14 protein-coding genes and 1 tRNA gene are annotated in these 12,778 nt (G+C 53.2%); 6 read left to right on the forward strand and 9 right to left on the reverse strand.

Annotated elements, in window-relative coordinates; all coding sequences use genetic code 11:
- Positions 1 to 75, forward strand: a tRNA-Glu gene (locus tag KO497_RS17770).
- A 53-nt stretch (positions 76 to 128) separates the two neighbouring features.
- On the opposite strand, the gene KO497_RS17775 is transcribed toward KO497_RS17770, so the two are convergent.
- From KO497_RS17775 to KO497_RS17790, 4 genes are all read right to left on the reverse strand, one after another.
- Positions 129 to 1,151 (reverse strand): GGDEF domain-containing protein, encoded by a 1,023-nt coding sequence (locus tag KO497_RS17775; protein ID WP_215945309.1) that lies wholly within the window; start codon positions 1,149 to 1,151, stop codon positions 129 to 131.
- Positions 1,152 to 1,154: 3 nt separating this feature from the next.
- Positions 1,155 to 1,745, reverse strand: coding sequence for a heme NO-binding domain-containing protein (locus KO497_RS17780; protein ID WP_215945310.1), 591 nt, complete (start codon positions 1,743 to 1,745; stop codon positions 1,155 to 1,157).
- Between the two features lie 161 nt (positions 1,746 to 1,906).
- Positions 1,907 to 2,602, reverse strand: a complete 696-nt coding sequence (locus tag KO497_RS17785; protein WP_215945311.1) for an HAD family hydrolase — start codon at positions 2,600 to 2,602, stop codon at positions 1,907 to 1,909.
- The gene (locus tag KO497_RS17790; protein WP_215945312.1) at positions 2,593 to 2,871 is read right to left on the reverse strand and encodes a DUF3572 domain-containing protein; all 279 of its coding nucleotides are present in this window, start codon (positions 2,869 to 2,871) and stop codon (positions 2,593 to 2,595) included. Before KO497_RS17790 ends, KO497_RS17785 begins: the two co-directional genes overlap by 10 nt.
- Before the next feature lie 121 nt (positions 2,872 to 2,992).
- Between KO497_RS17790 and KO497_RS17795 the strand changes: the two genes are divergently transcribed.
- Positions 2,993 to 4,369 (forward strand): diguanylate cyclase, encoded by a 1,377-nt coding sequence (locus KO497_RS17795; RefSeq protein WP_215945313.1) that lies wholly within the window; start codon positions 2,993 to 2,995, stop codon positions 4,367 to 4,369.
- Positions 4,370 to 4,452: 83 nt separating this feature from the next.
- Here KO497_RS17795 and KO497_RS17800 read toward each other — a convergent pair whose 3' ends face one another.
- The 4 genes from KO497_RS17800 to KO497_RS17815 all read right to left on the reverse strand — a co-directional run bounded on the left by KO497_RS17800 (position 4,453) and on the right by KO497_RS17815 (position 6,754).
- Positions 4,453 to 5,019, reverse strand: a complete 567-nt coding sequence (locus tag KO497_RS17800) for a periplasmic heavy metal sensor (RefSeq protein WP_215945314.1) — start codon at positions 5,017 to 5,019, stop codon at positions 4,453 to 4,455.
- Between the two features lie 3 nt (positions 5,020 to 5,022).
- A complete protein-coding gene (locus KO497_RS17805; RefSeq protein ID WP_215945315.1) occupies positions 5,023 to 5,454 on the reverse strand; it encodes a dihydroorotate dehydrogenase in 432 nt (143 codons plus the stop codon).
- On the reverse strand, positions 5,441 to 6,031 hold the full coding sequence (locus KO497_RS17810; protein ID WP_215945316.1) for an RNA polymerase sigma factor: 591 nt from the start codon (positions 6,029 to 6,031) through the stop codon (positions 5,441 to 5,443). Before KO497_RS17810 ends, KO497_RS17805 begins: the two co-directional genes overlap by 14 nt.
- A 213-nt stretch (positions 6,032 to 6,244) precedes the next feature.
- The gene (locus KO497_RS17815) at positions 6,245 to 6,754 is read right to left on the reverse strand and encodes an EF-hand domain-containing protein (protein WP_215945317.1); all 510 of its coding nucleotides are present in this window, start codon (positions 6,752 to 6,754) and stop codon (positions 6,245 to 6,247) included.
- A gap of 244 nt (positions 6,755 to 6,998) precedes the next feature.
- On the opposite strand from KO497_RS17815, the gene KO497_RS17820 reads away from it, so the two are divergent.
- Entirely contained in the window at positions 6,999 to 7,418 is a 420-nt protein-coding gene (locus KO497_RS17820) for a DUF983 domain-containing protein (RefSeq protein ID WP_215945318.1), read from the forward strand.
- 106 nt (positions 7,419 to 7,524) lie between these two features.
- On the opposite strand, the gene KO497_RS17825 is transcribed toward KO497_RS17820, so the two are convergent.
- A complete protein-coding gene (locus KO497_RS17825) occupies positions 7,525 to 8,088 on the reverse strand; it encodes an LNS2 domain-containing protein (RefSeq protein WP_215945319.1) in 564 nt (187 codons plus the stop codon).
- A gap of 224 nt (positions 8,089 to 8,312) precedes the next feature.
- Here KO497_RS17825 and opgC point away from each other — a divergent pair, with 224 nt between their 5' ends.
- The 3 genes from opgC (at position 8,313) to KO497_RS17840 (ending at position 12,639) form a co-directional block, all read left to right on the forward strand.
- Entirely contained in the window at positions 8,313 to 9,500 is a 1,188-nt protein-coding gene (opgC, locus tag KO497_RS17830; RefSeq protein ID WP_215945320.1) for an OpgC domain-containing protein, read from the forward strand.
- 389 nt (positions 9,501 to 9,889) lie between these two features.
- Positions 9,890 to 11,845, forward strand: a complete 1,956-nt coding sequence (parE, locus tag KO497_RS17835) for a DNA topoisomerase IV subunit B (protein ID WP_215945321.1) — start codon at positions 9,890 to 9,892, stop codon at positions 11,843 to 11,845.
- Positions 11,846 to 11,883: 38 nt separating this feature from the next.
- Positions 11,884 to 12,639, forward strand: coding sequence for a HEPN domain-containing protein (locus KO497_RS17840; protein ID WP_215945322.1), 756 nt, complete (start codon positions 11,884 to 11,886; stop codon positions 12,637 to 12,639).
- Positions 12,640 to 12,778 lie beyond the last annotated feature (139 nt).

Raw genomic sequence — 12,778 nt, forward strand, 5'->3', positions numbered from 1 at the left:
GGTCCCTTCGTCTATCGGTTAGGACGCCAGGTTTTCAACCTGGAAAGAGGGGTTCAATTCCCCTAGGGACTGCCATTGGCCAATATCCCCGATAATGAATATCCAAGCCCTACCAATTGCGGGGCGCTTTAGCGTCGTGATGCTGCCGCATCGGGAACCACGGTCTGTACCCCAGTCATGCCCTGCTCAAACATATTGGCGCACGCACGTCCTTGGTGTTTGGAGGCATAAAGCGCCGTGTCCGCATCATGCATCATCTGGTCTGAATCAATCGCCTCATAGACATCCGTTGTGGTGATTCCGATAGATCCCGAAATACGACACACCGTATCGCCAAAAGGCACTGGCACTTCCAACTGGCTGATGATCCGTTTAGCGGTCTTCATCAAACGGTCCGCCTCCGTCATTTTGTGCAAGATGAGGATAAACTCATCGCCGCCCACCCGCGCCACCATATCATCGCCGCGCGTTTCTTGGACAAGGATTTTGGCGACTTTTTGCAGCACTGCATCTCCGGCCGCATGGCCCAAAGTATCATTGACGTCTTTGAAATAATCCAAATCAAGGTGCATCAATGCAAAAGGAATGGACCCACGGATCATCCGATCCAGCACATGATCCATCGCACGACGGTTTTTAAGCCCTGTAAGCGTATCGGTGAAGGCCTGTTCTTCAGCGGCCACTTTTGCCCCCTGCAGGCGCATGTTAAGCTGCTTTGTTTCTTCCAACACTGCGGATTTTGCCTCAACAAGATAAAGCATTTCAACCGCCAGATCCGTGGCCGCAAAATCACCAGCTGTCAGACGATACTCGCGCACGGAATCAACAACAGATATGCCAAACGACAGGTTGAGCAACAATCCATCACAGCCCGCCACAGGTGTCGCCACGCCTTTAAGAGTGGTGGGCACGCCGTCTTTAAAGGTGAGGTAAAGCTTTTTGTCCGTTGGCAAAAGGCAATCGCCTTTTGGGCGTCCGTCATCACGCAATTCGAAAATATCAAAAACATTCTGCCCCAAGAGTGCCGTTTCACTGCGCAGTTTGCACAAGGTCGGCCCCACGCCACAGATCACGCCGGTCTCGTCCAAAATCAAATGCATAGGCATCAACAAATCAAGAGAGGGTTTATCAAAATTGATTACATGCATCATTTTTCAAACCGCCTGTGCAGCAAGATCAAAACTACGCCCTTCAGCAAAGGATTCTTCCAACAATTGAATATTGATGATTTCTTCTCCTGAATCGCGCCACCCTTGGTGTTCCAAGAACACCAGTGCACCGTAGTCATCCGCCATGGCGCGCATGACACCCACCATCGCATAGCCGAACCCGGGCATCGAATGTAGACAGGTCAAGCTATGCGTCCCGTCAGGGTTTTCAAAAACTTCAAGTTTGGGCACTTCAAGATCAGGCAAAGCGAGGCGTGAGCGCCCTTCGATTTCATTGAGAGAGAACAAGAATTCCCTATATTCATCCCCACCAAATCGCAACAATCTGCGGATCGCTTCCACGTTAGGATGGGATACAAGATAGGTTCCGATGTCTTCAAGCATTGCGTCAACGGGTTTTGACAAATTGCGAGCGGCCGAGGCCAATAATTTGATGGTGACCTCGTCTGGATAATTCAGCATGGCTTCGAAGTTATCGAAACCAAGGTCAGCTTGCTCGGCTACATCGGCCCAAATCTGTGGCCCGTATGTGTCGCGAAGAAAACATTGAATTGCGCGATTTATCATCCCATGCATAAGCAATAGGCCCTTTTACTTGTACAGGCCTGAGACTACGCGCCACGACTTAATAAAGTACCAAGAGCCGCCAATGCATTTAACAAATATCCTTAAAATGCTGCTATATATTCCCTAGCGTCAGCCTAAGACCGTATCAACGCCCCCCCAAACAGAGCGTCTTATGTAAAGAATGCAGCGATCTCGGCCACATCTTCCACCACAATGTCGGCCCAAGGCGTCAAATCTGCGCGGCTTGCGGTTCCGGTTAACACGCCAATCGTGCGCATCCCCGCCTCGCGCCCAGCCGCCAAATCGTGCAAACTGTCCCCCACCATCACAGTGCGCGCAGGATCAACTCCAAGTGACATAGCAGCAGCTATACAGCCATCTGGCGCAGGTTTGCTGCCAAAGCCGCTGTCGAATCCGATCACCACATCAAAAGCGTCCTGCACGCCTGCGTGTTGCAGATGATCCCGCCCAACCTGTTCGAAATCATTGGTCACCACACCCATTTTGATCTGGCGCGATTGAAAGATCTGTAATGCCCTGTCCAAATCGCGCACAGGCACGGGCACAGCGACATCCATTTTCGACATCATGCGGGTCAAAATTTCTTCGCCGCTTAAATCTGGAAAGATCGGCTTAAGCCGTACTATTTGCTCATCAGGCGTGCTGGACACGGCAAAGCCGTCGGCCAAAAATTGCCCCTGCGCGATATCGAACCCCAAGACACCGGCCACAGCCTGCGCCACGGCCGTGTCGTCTTGCGCCAAACGATCGATCACGGCGGCAGCCCAAGGGGACCACGATTTTTGAAAATCAAACAAAGTGCCGTCTTTGTCGAACAAAATCGCGCGAATTGATGTTATGTCCAATGGATGTCCTCCCCGCCCGGCAATGCCTGTCGGGCGCGCATAACGTCATAGGGGTCTATTGACGCATTCTGGGCAAAATCGTTAACCCATTCATCATTCATCATGACGAACTCTAGAATGGCAGACAAAAGCTCTGGTTCGCTGGCCCGATTGCGCAGATCATCTTCGCCAAGTCCCGTAGACCCAAGGAAAACAGGTAAAAGCTCTTCGTTCCCGACCAACCAGACCAGAATTTTAAGGGCGAGAATCTCGGCGGAATCTTGCTTCATATGTGGATAACTCCTTGGGGCTGGAAACCCTTTATTAACCTTTGAGGCGCATTTTAAACGCATATCTTAACAAAAGATGCGTCCCAATAAACATCGCATATCATAGATTTCCGAGGGCACAATGGCAGGACGGATTCTCATCGTGGACAATGTCCCGACGAACCGCATAATTCTGAAAGTGAAGCTTTCATCCGCCTTCTACGAGGTGATCCAGGCGGCGTCTGGCAAAGATGCAGTGCTGCGCGCAAGCGAATGCCAGCCCGACATCATCATCCTTGATACCGACCTTGGGGATATGAGCGCCCATGACGCCTGTGCCCAATTGAAAGCCGACCCGGCCACACGCCATATTCCGGTTCTAATCGCCACGCCTGCGGGGGATACCGAGGCCAAAATCGCCGCACTCAAAGCGGGCGCTGACGAATTTTTGGCCAAACCGATTGACGAACTTACATTGACCGCCCGCGTGCGGGCCCTCATGCGCGCCCGCGCCACCACAGACGAATTGCGCAGACGTGATGAAACGGCGCGGTCTTTCGGCTTTGCAGAAGCCGCTTTTAACTTTACGACCCCCGGCAAAATTGCCCTTGTTGGTCGCTCTACAGAAGACGCGATGATCTGGCGTGCGGGGTTGCGCGGCTTGGTCTCGGATGACATCGAAATTATTGCCGCCGATCGTTTGCTGGAAACCATTGCTGGGGGCAATGCCGCCGACATCTATGTGGTGTCCAGCGACATCTTTGGCGACACAAACGGGCTGCGCTTGATCGCAGATATTCGCGCACGCCAAAACACCCGCTTTGCGGGAATCGTCGTTGTGCATGGGTTGCAAGATCGCAAAGAAGCCGTGATGGCGCTTGATCTGGGCGCGAACGATATTGTCACCCGCGGCGCGGATCCCGAAGAATTGGCCCTGCGCCTGCGGTTGCAAATGCGGCGCAAGAAAGAGGCCGATGTGCTGCGCACATCCGTGGACGAAGGTCTGCGTTTGGCAATGATTGATCCGCTGACGGGGCTATACAACCGGCGCTATGCCCTGCCGCATATGACGCAAATCTCGCAAGAATCGACAAGATCAGGTCAGAATTTTGCAATCATGTTGATTGATTTGGACCGGTTCAAAACCATCAACGACACCTTTGGCCACAGCATTGGCGATGAGGTCTTGATCGAGGTCGCCAAACGGATGCGCAACACCCTGCGTGGCATTGATTTGATCGCCCGCTTTGGCGGCGAAGAATTTTTGGTCTGTATGCCGATGACCACATTGGTCGATGCGCGCTCTGCCGCTGAACGTCTGCGCGCCGCGATTTGTGGCACGCCCGTCACGCAGACCGCGAACGGCACGCCTGTATCAGTATCGGCTTCGATCGGGCTGACAATGGGCGGGGAAAAAGCCGCATCCATCGAAACGCTTTTGGAAATCTCGGATCGGGCACTCTATGACGCAAAAGCCGAAGGTCGCAATCAAGTGACCCTCGGCTCTCATGCTGCGTGACCGCAACGGCGCTGCCTCAACGCAGCGCTTTTCTTAACGTAAGATTGCCCCCTCACATATAGCGCACCCTTTACGCTTGGCGTTTAAGGTTGCGCCTTGGGTTTGGGCTTGGCATCGCGGCCCCCATCTGGCCCTGCATCATGGCGCGGAGGACGTTTGAGCGCTTGATCCAAACGCACCACATAGGCAGCCCGTGCCTCAGGCGTCATCATCGCCACATGTTCGACAATCACAGCGGCCCCGATGCTTTGCTTTTCGGCCAAATCATTGAGCTGTGCCAGCATCGCGGCTTGGAACAAATCTGCGTCAAACGGTTCGGCCTTGAGCGCATCCAAAATCGCCTCGAACTTTTCTTGCGCCCCCGCACGAGCCTTGGCGGCCCCTCCCGCTTTGTTGATAAAATTACGGCCGATTTCGCGGCGCGCCTCTCGATCCAAGGCGGATACATAGGGCCCGAAACCAAAGTCACGGGTCTGCATGGCGCGCGCACGGGCATCGCCATCGCCAGTGGCACCGCCACGCTCACCACCGCGCAAAGCAGCACCCGCCACCAGCCCCACGACGGCCAAGTTCACCGCCAAGGAGAGGATCAAGATGAAGCGCATACGCCGTGATCCGCGTTGCTTTTTCTGAATATTTGCGTCGCTCATAGTCTACCCTTCCGCCGCCAAGTCATAAAAGCTTGGCACCAAATCATCGAGCGCATAGCTCGTGGTCTCTATACTGGCACTCGCCGTCTGCGAGATCGAAGTGCCGCCCCATGTTCCAGAGGCCAAATCCGTCACCGTTGTGGGCGCGCCCAAGCCGATGGCCAAGCCCATAACAGTGGCTGTGGCCAAACCCGCACCACCGCGCCAGCCGCCGACACTGTCCAACAGATTTGCAAACCAAGACCCGCGCGCAGGCCGCGCCGGCTTGGATCTTGCCCAATCTGGCAGGCCTGCGCCATTTGCCTCTTGCACGGCATTCGCATCGGCCAGAACCCGCGCCATAAAGGCGTCAGACGGCACCGGTGCATCCGATTGCGCATCCGCAAACAGAGTATCTAGATCAGCATCACTGAGAAAATCTTCACGCTGTGTCATCTTCAAACCCCAATGTTTCGCGCTGATCTGCCAAAGCCTTGGCCAGCGCCCGTTTGCCGCGCGCGGTCAAACTTTCGACCGCCTCGACACCAATATCTAAAACCTGCGCGATTTCAGGGTTCGATAACCCTTCGATATGGCGCAGAACGACGGCTTCTCTTTGCCGGTCCGGTAAAGTGTCCAACGCTGCATCCAGCGCTGCCACCCGTTGTTTTTGCATCAAAACCGCGTCTTGTGACGGCTTGCCGTCTTCGGGTTCCGCGATCTCATCCAAACCCGTGCCGCGTTTTTTGCGCAACCGGTCTGTGCATAGGTTGGTCACCACACGGTATAACCACGTCGTCACCTTGGCCTCGCCTGTGCGCCACTCAGGGGCGATTTTCCACAAGCGCATCATCGCATCTTGCGCGACATCTTCGGCCTCGGCACGATCTTTCAACAACCGCGCCGCATAGCCGATCACCCGAGGGGCATGTCGATCGGTTAAGACCCGCGCAGCCAAACGGTCACCGTTGCCAAAGGCAATCAGCAATGCGTCATCCGACGTGTCATTTTGGGCGTCAAAAGGCATATCCATTCCTATCAGACGTAGCCTGCGATGAGATCGGCGTCCATGGTCAGTTTTATCCTATGACCTGTGCCAGGTCTTAAAGTCTTGCGCAGTTTTACGCTTTTGTCGTCTTCACGCTTTTGTCGTCAATGTGATCAGGGCGCTTACGCCCCGACCTGTGTTATATAAGCCTATCAAAGTTAAGGCTTACCTGACTTTAGCAAGTCTGATCACGCGAGATCAATTGTCGTCGCCGTCGTGATCGTGGTCGCCACCTTTATGGTGCTTGCCGCCTTTGCCTTTGCCGTGACCCTGATGGCCTGCTGCAAATTCGTCAGCGGACAAAACGCCATCGCCATTGGTATCCAGACGCTCGAAAGGTGATTTTTTCGCCATCGCGTCCATTTCAGCGGCAGAAACTTCGCCGTCGCCGTCTGTGTCCATACGAGAGATCATTTTTTCGATCCGCTTGGTTTGACGTTCAGCCTTTTTGCCATCAGCAGCAGCGGCCATTTCCTCAGCAGACAGTGATCCGTTGCCGTCTGTGTCTGTTTCGGCAAAACGCGCCGCTTTATGCGCGTCCATTTCCGCTTGGGTCACTTGGCCATCGCCATCCGTGTCGAGCATTTCGATACTTGGCATTTTGCCACCACGGCGGCCCATATCTTTTTCGCCTTCTGCAAAGCTTGCAGCGGCAGAACCAACGACAGCGATCAAAGCAACCGCAGAGATGAGTGAAGTACGTTTCATAAGATATAATCCTTATCTGTTATCCATGCGCTCCGCTGTGTGTCAGTGCTGAGCGCTTATAATAGTGAAACGCGCCACCTTTCGCTTTCCGTCGCGGGTGGGCTAAAAAAGTTTTGACAGCGGATTTGGCATTCCGTGTGACGCGACAACCGGACGCAACGACAATCTGTCCTCTATTTCGTAAGACAGTCTCCTTATAAAGATGTCATAAGCAAAACGATCTATGATCCAAAAGGCACATCGCATGACTGATACAGTTCTTCACGCATCCACCAAACCCACTGCCAGAGATTTGCCTGAGCGCGAGATGAAAACCGCTTTGCTGCGCGGTTGGAAACGCCGCTGCCCATCTTGCGGCAACGGACCGATGCTCAAAGGCTATCTTAAAGTGCGCTCCGAGTGCCCTGTGTGCCAAGAACAGCTTCATCACCACCGCGCAGATGATGGTCCACCCTATTTGACCATTTTGATCGTAGGCCATTTGTTAGCACCCACCATGGGCTGGTATTATGTGGAATTTCGCCCTGAACCTTTGGTGATGCTCGCAGTCTTTGCGGCCGGCACCGTGGCCCTGTCTTTGTTTTTGTTGCCACGCTTCAAAGGCGCTATCGTTGCGTTCCAATGGGCCAAACGCATGGGCGGATTTGGCGACGCCCGCGACTGATCGGGCGGCGCAAGCCTTTACAAAGTTCCCTCACGCACCTTATTGACAGCAGCGGTCTTTCTGACAACTGCTGTATAACAAATGCGGCCTTTTTGACTGGTGCAGCCTATTCGGCCAGAATGTCAGCAATGGTTTGGCGCAGATCTTCCCAGCCGCCATAGCACCCCTGCCACACCCCAGCCTGACACCCCGCGGCCCCGCGTCGGCGCAGCGCGTAAATGCGATCATGCGGCACGCCCGCATAGACATAAGCGTTGAAATCAGACGTAGAATCACCAAAAGCCGCCGCAAAGCTCCAGCCGTGATCGGCATAGGCTTTCAAAACACGCTTTTTAAAGGCCCCCGTATCAAGCCGGTCTTCACGACTTTCTGTCATGTGCAATTGGCCGTCTGGAAAGCCGTGCTTGTCCAACCAGTCACTGACGCCAGATTGCAACAAGCGTACCCGTGCGGAAATATAAACAATGTCGAAACCCGCATCGAAAAAGGCCTTTACGGCCTCGGCAGCCCCTTGACGCGGCGTGCGCACAGACAAAATAGATGGCGTCAACGTGCCGTCTATGTCAAAGACAACAGCCTTGCGTTCACCATGAACAGCCGCATCCAGCGTTGACAAAGCCCGCGCTGCGATCCGTTCTGCAGAAGAGATGATCCCCTTAGATCGCCGCATCGGTTTTTATGTCCTTGTTCGCTTCAATTCCAAGCCTAATGACACACCCGCGCGCGAGTTTCTAGAAAGACTTTTAAAACAAGTGAAATGGCTGCCCTGTTAGCCGACGATGTTTGCAAGTCTTTCCGAAGGCCCGCAATCAACAGCTGCCTAATTTTTAGCTAAATTGTATCTTATTTTCACCTTTTCTGCATGCCAGAAACAAACGGAAAAGGGGACAAAACATGCGGCTACAGCATCTCGATGGAATTCGTGGCTTTTTTCTGCTCAGTATGACATTAGGCCATATCGCCATATTTATTCCCAGCGATGTCGGGATTTTGACCCATCACAGAAACGGTTTTGTGGATGCCGCGCAAGGCTTTGTCGCGATTTCCGGTATCGTTATCGGCCTTGTCTTCGGTAAACAATTACTACGAGTCTCTGGTGCTGCGATGCGTCAAAAAATGTTCGCGCGTATGTTCGTTGTTTGGCGGTGGCATTTTCTTATTCTTGGGTCAATAATTGTCTTATCGGTCGCGATGCACGGTGCGGGCATACCATTGATCACCAAGTTGGCGACTGATCCGCTACTGTTCGTTTTTTTAGGGGCCACCCTCACGTCTGGCCCAATGTTTGTTGATATTCTCCCCATGTATTTGGTGTTTATGGCTTTGACACCTGCAGCTCTTGTTGCAATGCAACGCGGGCAATGGCTGCGCGTTGCGTCGATTTCTGCAGTTGCATGGGCTATAGGACAGACCGATCTTCCAAGCCTTGCATGGGCCGCTATCGGCGAGAAAACTGGGATTGCAGATGAAGGTGTGACCTTAGGGCTTTATTTTAATCGCCTTGGATGGCAAGTGCTGTATTTTGCAGGACTGGCAGGAGGCTTTTTAATGGCGCAAAACAAGCTGTCCTTAACTTTTTTGCATCGACCGATTGGTAAGTACCTCGCATTGGCCAGCATAGCCCTTGCTGGAGTGTTCTTCGCATTGCCAAGGGTGATTGCATTCGGAGACCTTGCGCCGGAAACTAACATGGCCATTCTGGCTGCATTTGACCGCAAAGACATGTCCTTCCTACGGATATTAACCTTTGCCGGGCACTTTTATCTCGCGCTTTGGCTGCTTGTTGCTGCGCCTAACGCGCGTGAGCTTTGGCTACGCAATGTGTCGCGCATGCTGGACGCCATCGTCACTTGGAAACCGCTGATTTTCTTAGGACAACACTCTTTGCAAGTATATGCTTGGCATGTGTTGCTTTGCTACCTCATGGCAATTTTCGCAGCCGGCACTCTGAACGCAGCGCCTTGGTTTTGGCGTGAAGTGGCAGTCATCGCTGCTGTGCTGACACTCTTCGTGCCCGCTGCCTTAAACGTATTGTATCAGCGCTACCTCAGTAGGTTGCGTCTTGCCGAGTTGGCCTCGTGAGACCCAATCAACAAAAAGGACTAAGCCCGTGGGTTTGCCTTGCATCCTTTGGATGGAATTAATTCAAACCATTCAGACCTTTTAAGAAGCGGCCGTGTGCTGTCTCTCAGCACTGGAACCCTAAATTGGGCAAGCTCATCGAACTTACACTTCGTCCCGCTTAGCCGACATTAAAGGTCTGCAAAATCAGAGGCCATGGCAAAATCTCTCCTCCGAATGTCACAAACTGTACCCCCTGATCTGGCCCCTGCCTCTAATGCCCTTTGATTTGAATGCGCATTCCCCGCATCTCCTTCTACATCTCCCGCAGCCTACATCTTGCGGTTTTGGCACTTGAGTGGTCTAATCCTATCCCAAAGAGCAAACACCAAGAATCGAGCACAGTGCCAATGTCCGACGATCTCCTCGCAGGGGCCATCCCCGCCTACGACGCCTCCTCCATCGAAGTGCTAGAAGGCCTCGAGCCCGTGCGCAAACGCCCCGGTATGTATATCGGCGGCACGGATGAGCGCGCTTTGCACCACCTTGTGGCCGAGATTCTCGACAACTCTATGGACGAAGCCGTCGCAGGCCATGCCAATCGTATTGAGATGACCCTGCACGCGGATTTTTCCATCACCATCACCGACAATGGCCGTGGTATTCCGATCGATCCGCACCCGAAATTCCCTGACAAATCCGCTTTGGAAGTCATCCTGTGTACGCTCCACGCGGGCGGTAAGTTTTCAGGCGATGCCTATGCCACCTCTGGCGGTCTGCACGGGGTTGGCTCCTCTGTTGTCAACGCTCTGTCCGACAGTTTGGTCGTGCAAGTCGCGAAAAACAAAGAACTCTATGAGCAACGTTTCTCGCGCGGCATCCCTTTAGGCCCCGTTGAAAAAATCGGCTCCGCCCCCAACAAACGCGGCACTTTCGTGACATTCCACGCCGACGAGCAAATTTTTGGCAAGCACCGGTTCAAACCCAAACGCCTGTTCCAATTGGCGCGTTCCAAGGCTTTCTTGTTCTCAGGCGTTGAAATCCGCTGGAAGACCGAAATCGATGACGGCGAGACGCCCACCCAAGCCACCTTCCACTTCCCCGGTGGCCTTGCCGATTACCTGAATGAGACCCTCGGCAAATCCATGACCTATGCCGATGCGCCCTTCGCGGGCACCGTTGAATTCCAGCCGCGCTTTGGTGTGCCGGGCAAGGTCGAATGGGCCGTCAACTGGACGCCCTCGCGTGATGGTTTCATGCAATCCTATTGTAACACCGTGCCCACGCCTGAGGGCGGCACCCATGAGGGCGGCTTTTGGTCCGCCATTCTCAAAGGTATTCGGGCCTACGGCGACCTTGTGGGCAATAAAAAATCCAAAGACATCACCCGCGAAGACCTGATCACCGGCGGCTGCGCTTTGGTGTCTTGTTTCATCCGCGAACCCGAATTTGTCGGCCAAACCAAAGACCGCCTTGCCACCGCTGATGCCGCGCGTCTGGTGGAAAACGCTGTGCGTGACCACTTTGACAATTGGCTGGCTGCCGACACCAAATCCGCGGGCGCTATCCTTGATTTCCTTGTGCTGCGCTCAGAAGAACGTCTGCGCCGCCGCCAAGAAAAAGAAACCCAGCGCAAAACAGCCACCAAAAAGCTGCGCCTTCCGGGCAAGCTCACCGATTGCACCTCAAAGGACCGCTCCGGCACCGAACTGTTCATTGTGGAGGGCGATTCTGCGGGCGGCTCTGCCAAGGGCGCGCGCAAACGCGAAACCCAAGCCCTTTTGCCGCTCAAAGGTAAAATCCTCAACGTGCTTGGCGCCGCTTCTAACAAGCTGAATACAAACCAAGAAATCAATGACCTCTGCGAAGCCTTGGGCGTTGGCATGGGCACGCGGTTTAATGTCGAAGACCTGCGCTACGACAAAATCATCATCATGACCGATGCGGATGTCGATGGCGCACATATCGCCGCTTTGCTGATGACATTCTTCTTTACCCAGATGCGCCCCTTGATCGACCAAGGGCACTTGTACCTCGCCTGCCCGCCGCTCTACCGCCTCACCCAAGGGGCCAACCGTCTCTATGTGGCGGACGATGCGGAAAAAGACCTTTGGATGGACAAAGGCCTTGGCGGCAAAGGCAAAATCGACGTGCAGCGGTTCAAAGGACTTGGCGAAATGGATGCCAAGGATTTGAAAGAAACCACGATGGACCCCAAAACGCGCAAACTTATCCGTGTGACCATTGATGAAGACACTCCGGGTGAAACCGGTGATCTGGTCGAGCGGTTGATGGGCAAAAAACCTGAGTTGCGGTTCCAGTATATTCAGGCGAATGCGCAATTTGCTGAGGAATTGGATGTGTAGGGGCGTTCACGCAAGCATGCTTGCGTGAAGGGGGAATTATGAGCCAAAGTAAACTGAGCAGCAAAGCTCAATGCCTTGTAGAACGCACAGTGCTCTTGACCTATGGAATGGCCGCTGTAGAGGATTACTCAATGGCGCGGCTTTCTTGGGAAAAGCAAAGTTACAGAAGTTTTGGCTGGAATGCAGGGCAGTGTACGGAAAAGCTGCTCAAAGCGTGCCTTCTGATAAATGGGAAAAATGCGAAATTCGGTCACCCCAAAATTGGCGAATACAAAGAGTTCATCGAACAAGAATCCTGTCTCATCGGAGGAAAGCTTCACTTACCTAAAAACCTTTGCGAGCTTGACGATGAACCATATGATGAAGACCTAGAAACGTTTGTTGAGCGTCTAATTAAATTGGGACAAACCAACTTACGTTACCTAGAAGTTAGCTACGAGTTCGATACATATGATCTGCACAAATTCGATGAACTGGTCTTTCGCCTTTCTCGCTGTCTCATTCCTTTAGATTCCAGATGGCGTAATTTTCTCAAAGAAAACCCAGGTCATGTACATTCCGAGTTTTCTCAACTTGTAGATCTCGAACATCAGCACATGTTTTACAAGAATAACTATTCATTCAATCCACACAGCACTGACAACAAACCACAGCTTGCCGTTGGTTTTGGTCGCGATGGTCTTCAAGAACTAAATCGGTGCTATAAAGAGAGAACGTTTGAAGGAATGGAAGCTTACAAATTTCTCTCGGAAAGCTCAAAACTGCTACCTAAAAATAAACTTCCGAGCGCCTGACCCGAGGGTGGGTGACGTAGGCGCCCGCCCATGGGGCGGGTCGGGCGCTCGTGATTTTCTTTTTGAAAATCACTCTAAGGCGATAAGCACACACCTCACACAAGCGACTTCCCCCCACCCCAATCACAACTCCGTGCGC

The sequence above is a fragment of the Pacificibacter marinus genome (assembly GCF_018860665.1).
Lineage (GTDB): Bacteria > Pseudomonadota > Alphaproteobacteria > Rhodobacterales > Rhodobacteraceae > Celeribacter > Celeribacter marinus_A.

What these genes read in the sequence shown, in the direction of transcription:
- parE (WP_215945321.1), top strand. Translation starts at nt 9,890, where the DNA reads ATGTCCGACGATCTCCTCGCAGGGGCCATCCCCGCCTACGACGCCTCC.
- KO497_RS17790 (WP_215945312.1), bottom strand. Translation starts at nt 2,871, where the DNA reads ATGAAGCAAGATTCCGCCGAGATTCTCGCCCTTAAAATTCTGGTCTGG.
- KO497_RS17805 (WP_215945315.1), bottom strand. Translation starts at nt 5,454, where the DNA reads ATGACACAGCGTGAAGATTTTCTCAGTGATGCTGATCTAGATACTCTG.
- KO497_RS17800 (WP_215945314.1), bottom strand. Translation starts at nt 5,019, where the DNA reads ATGAGCGACGCAAATATTCAGAAAAAGCAACGCGGATCACGGCGTATG.
- KO497_RS17815 (WP_215945317.1), bottom strand. Translation starts at nt 6,754, where the DNA reads ATGAAACGTACTTCACTCATCTCTGCGGTTGCTTTGATCGCTGTCGTT.
- KO497_RS17825 (WP_215945319.1), bottom strand. Translation starts at nt 8,088, where the DNA reads ATGCGGCGATCTAAGGGGATCATCTCTTCTGCAGAACGGATCGCAGCG.
- KO497_RS17820 (WP_215945318.1), top strand. Translation starts at nt 6,999, where the DNA reads ATGACTGATACAGTTCTTCACGCATCCACCAAACCCACTGCCAGAGAT.
- KO497_RS17780 (WP_215945310.1), bottom strand. Translation starts at nt 1,745, where the DNA reads ATGCATGGGATGATAAATCGCGCAATTCAATGTTTTCTTCGCGACACA.
- KO497_RS17795 (WP_215945313.1), top strand. Translation starts at nt 2,993, where the DNA reads ATGGCAGGACGGATTCTCATCGTGGACAATGTCCCGACGAACCGCATA.
- KO497_RS17810 (WP_215945316.1), bottom strand. Translation starts at nt 6,031, where the DNA reads ATGGATATGCCTTTTGACGCCCAAAATGACACGTCGGATGACGCATTG.
- KO497_RS17775 (WP_215945309.1), bottom strand. Translation starts at nt 1,151, where the DNA reads ATGATGCATGTAATCAATTTTGATAAACCCTCTCTTGATTTGTTGATG.
- opgC (WP_215945320.1), top strand. Translation starts at nt 8,313, where the DNA reads ATGCGGCTACAGCATCTCGATGGAATTCGTGGCTTTTTTCTGCTCAGT.
- KO497_RS17840 (WP_215945322.1), top strand. Translation starts at nt 11,884, where the DNA reads ATGAGCCAAAGTAAACTGAGCAGCAAAGCTCAATGCCTTGTAGAACGC.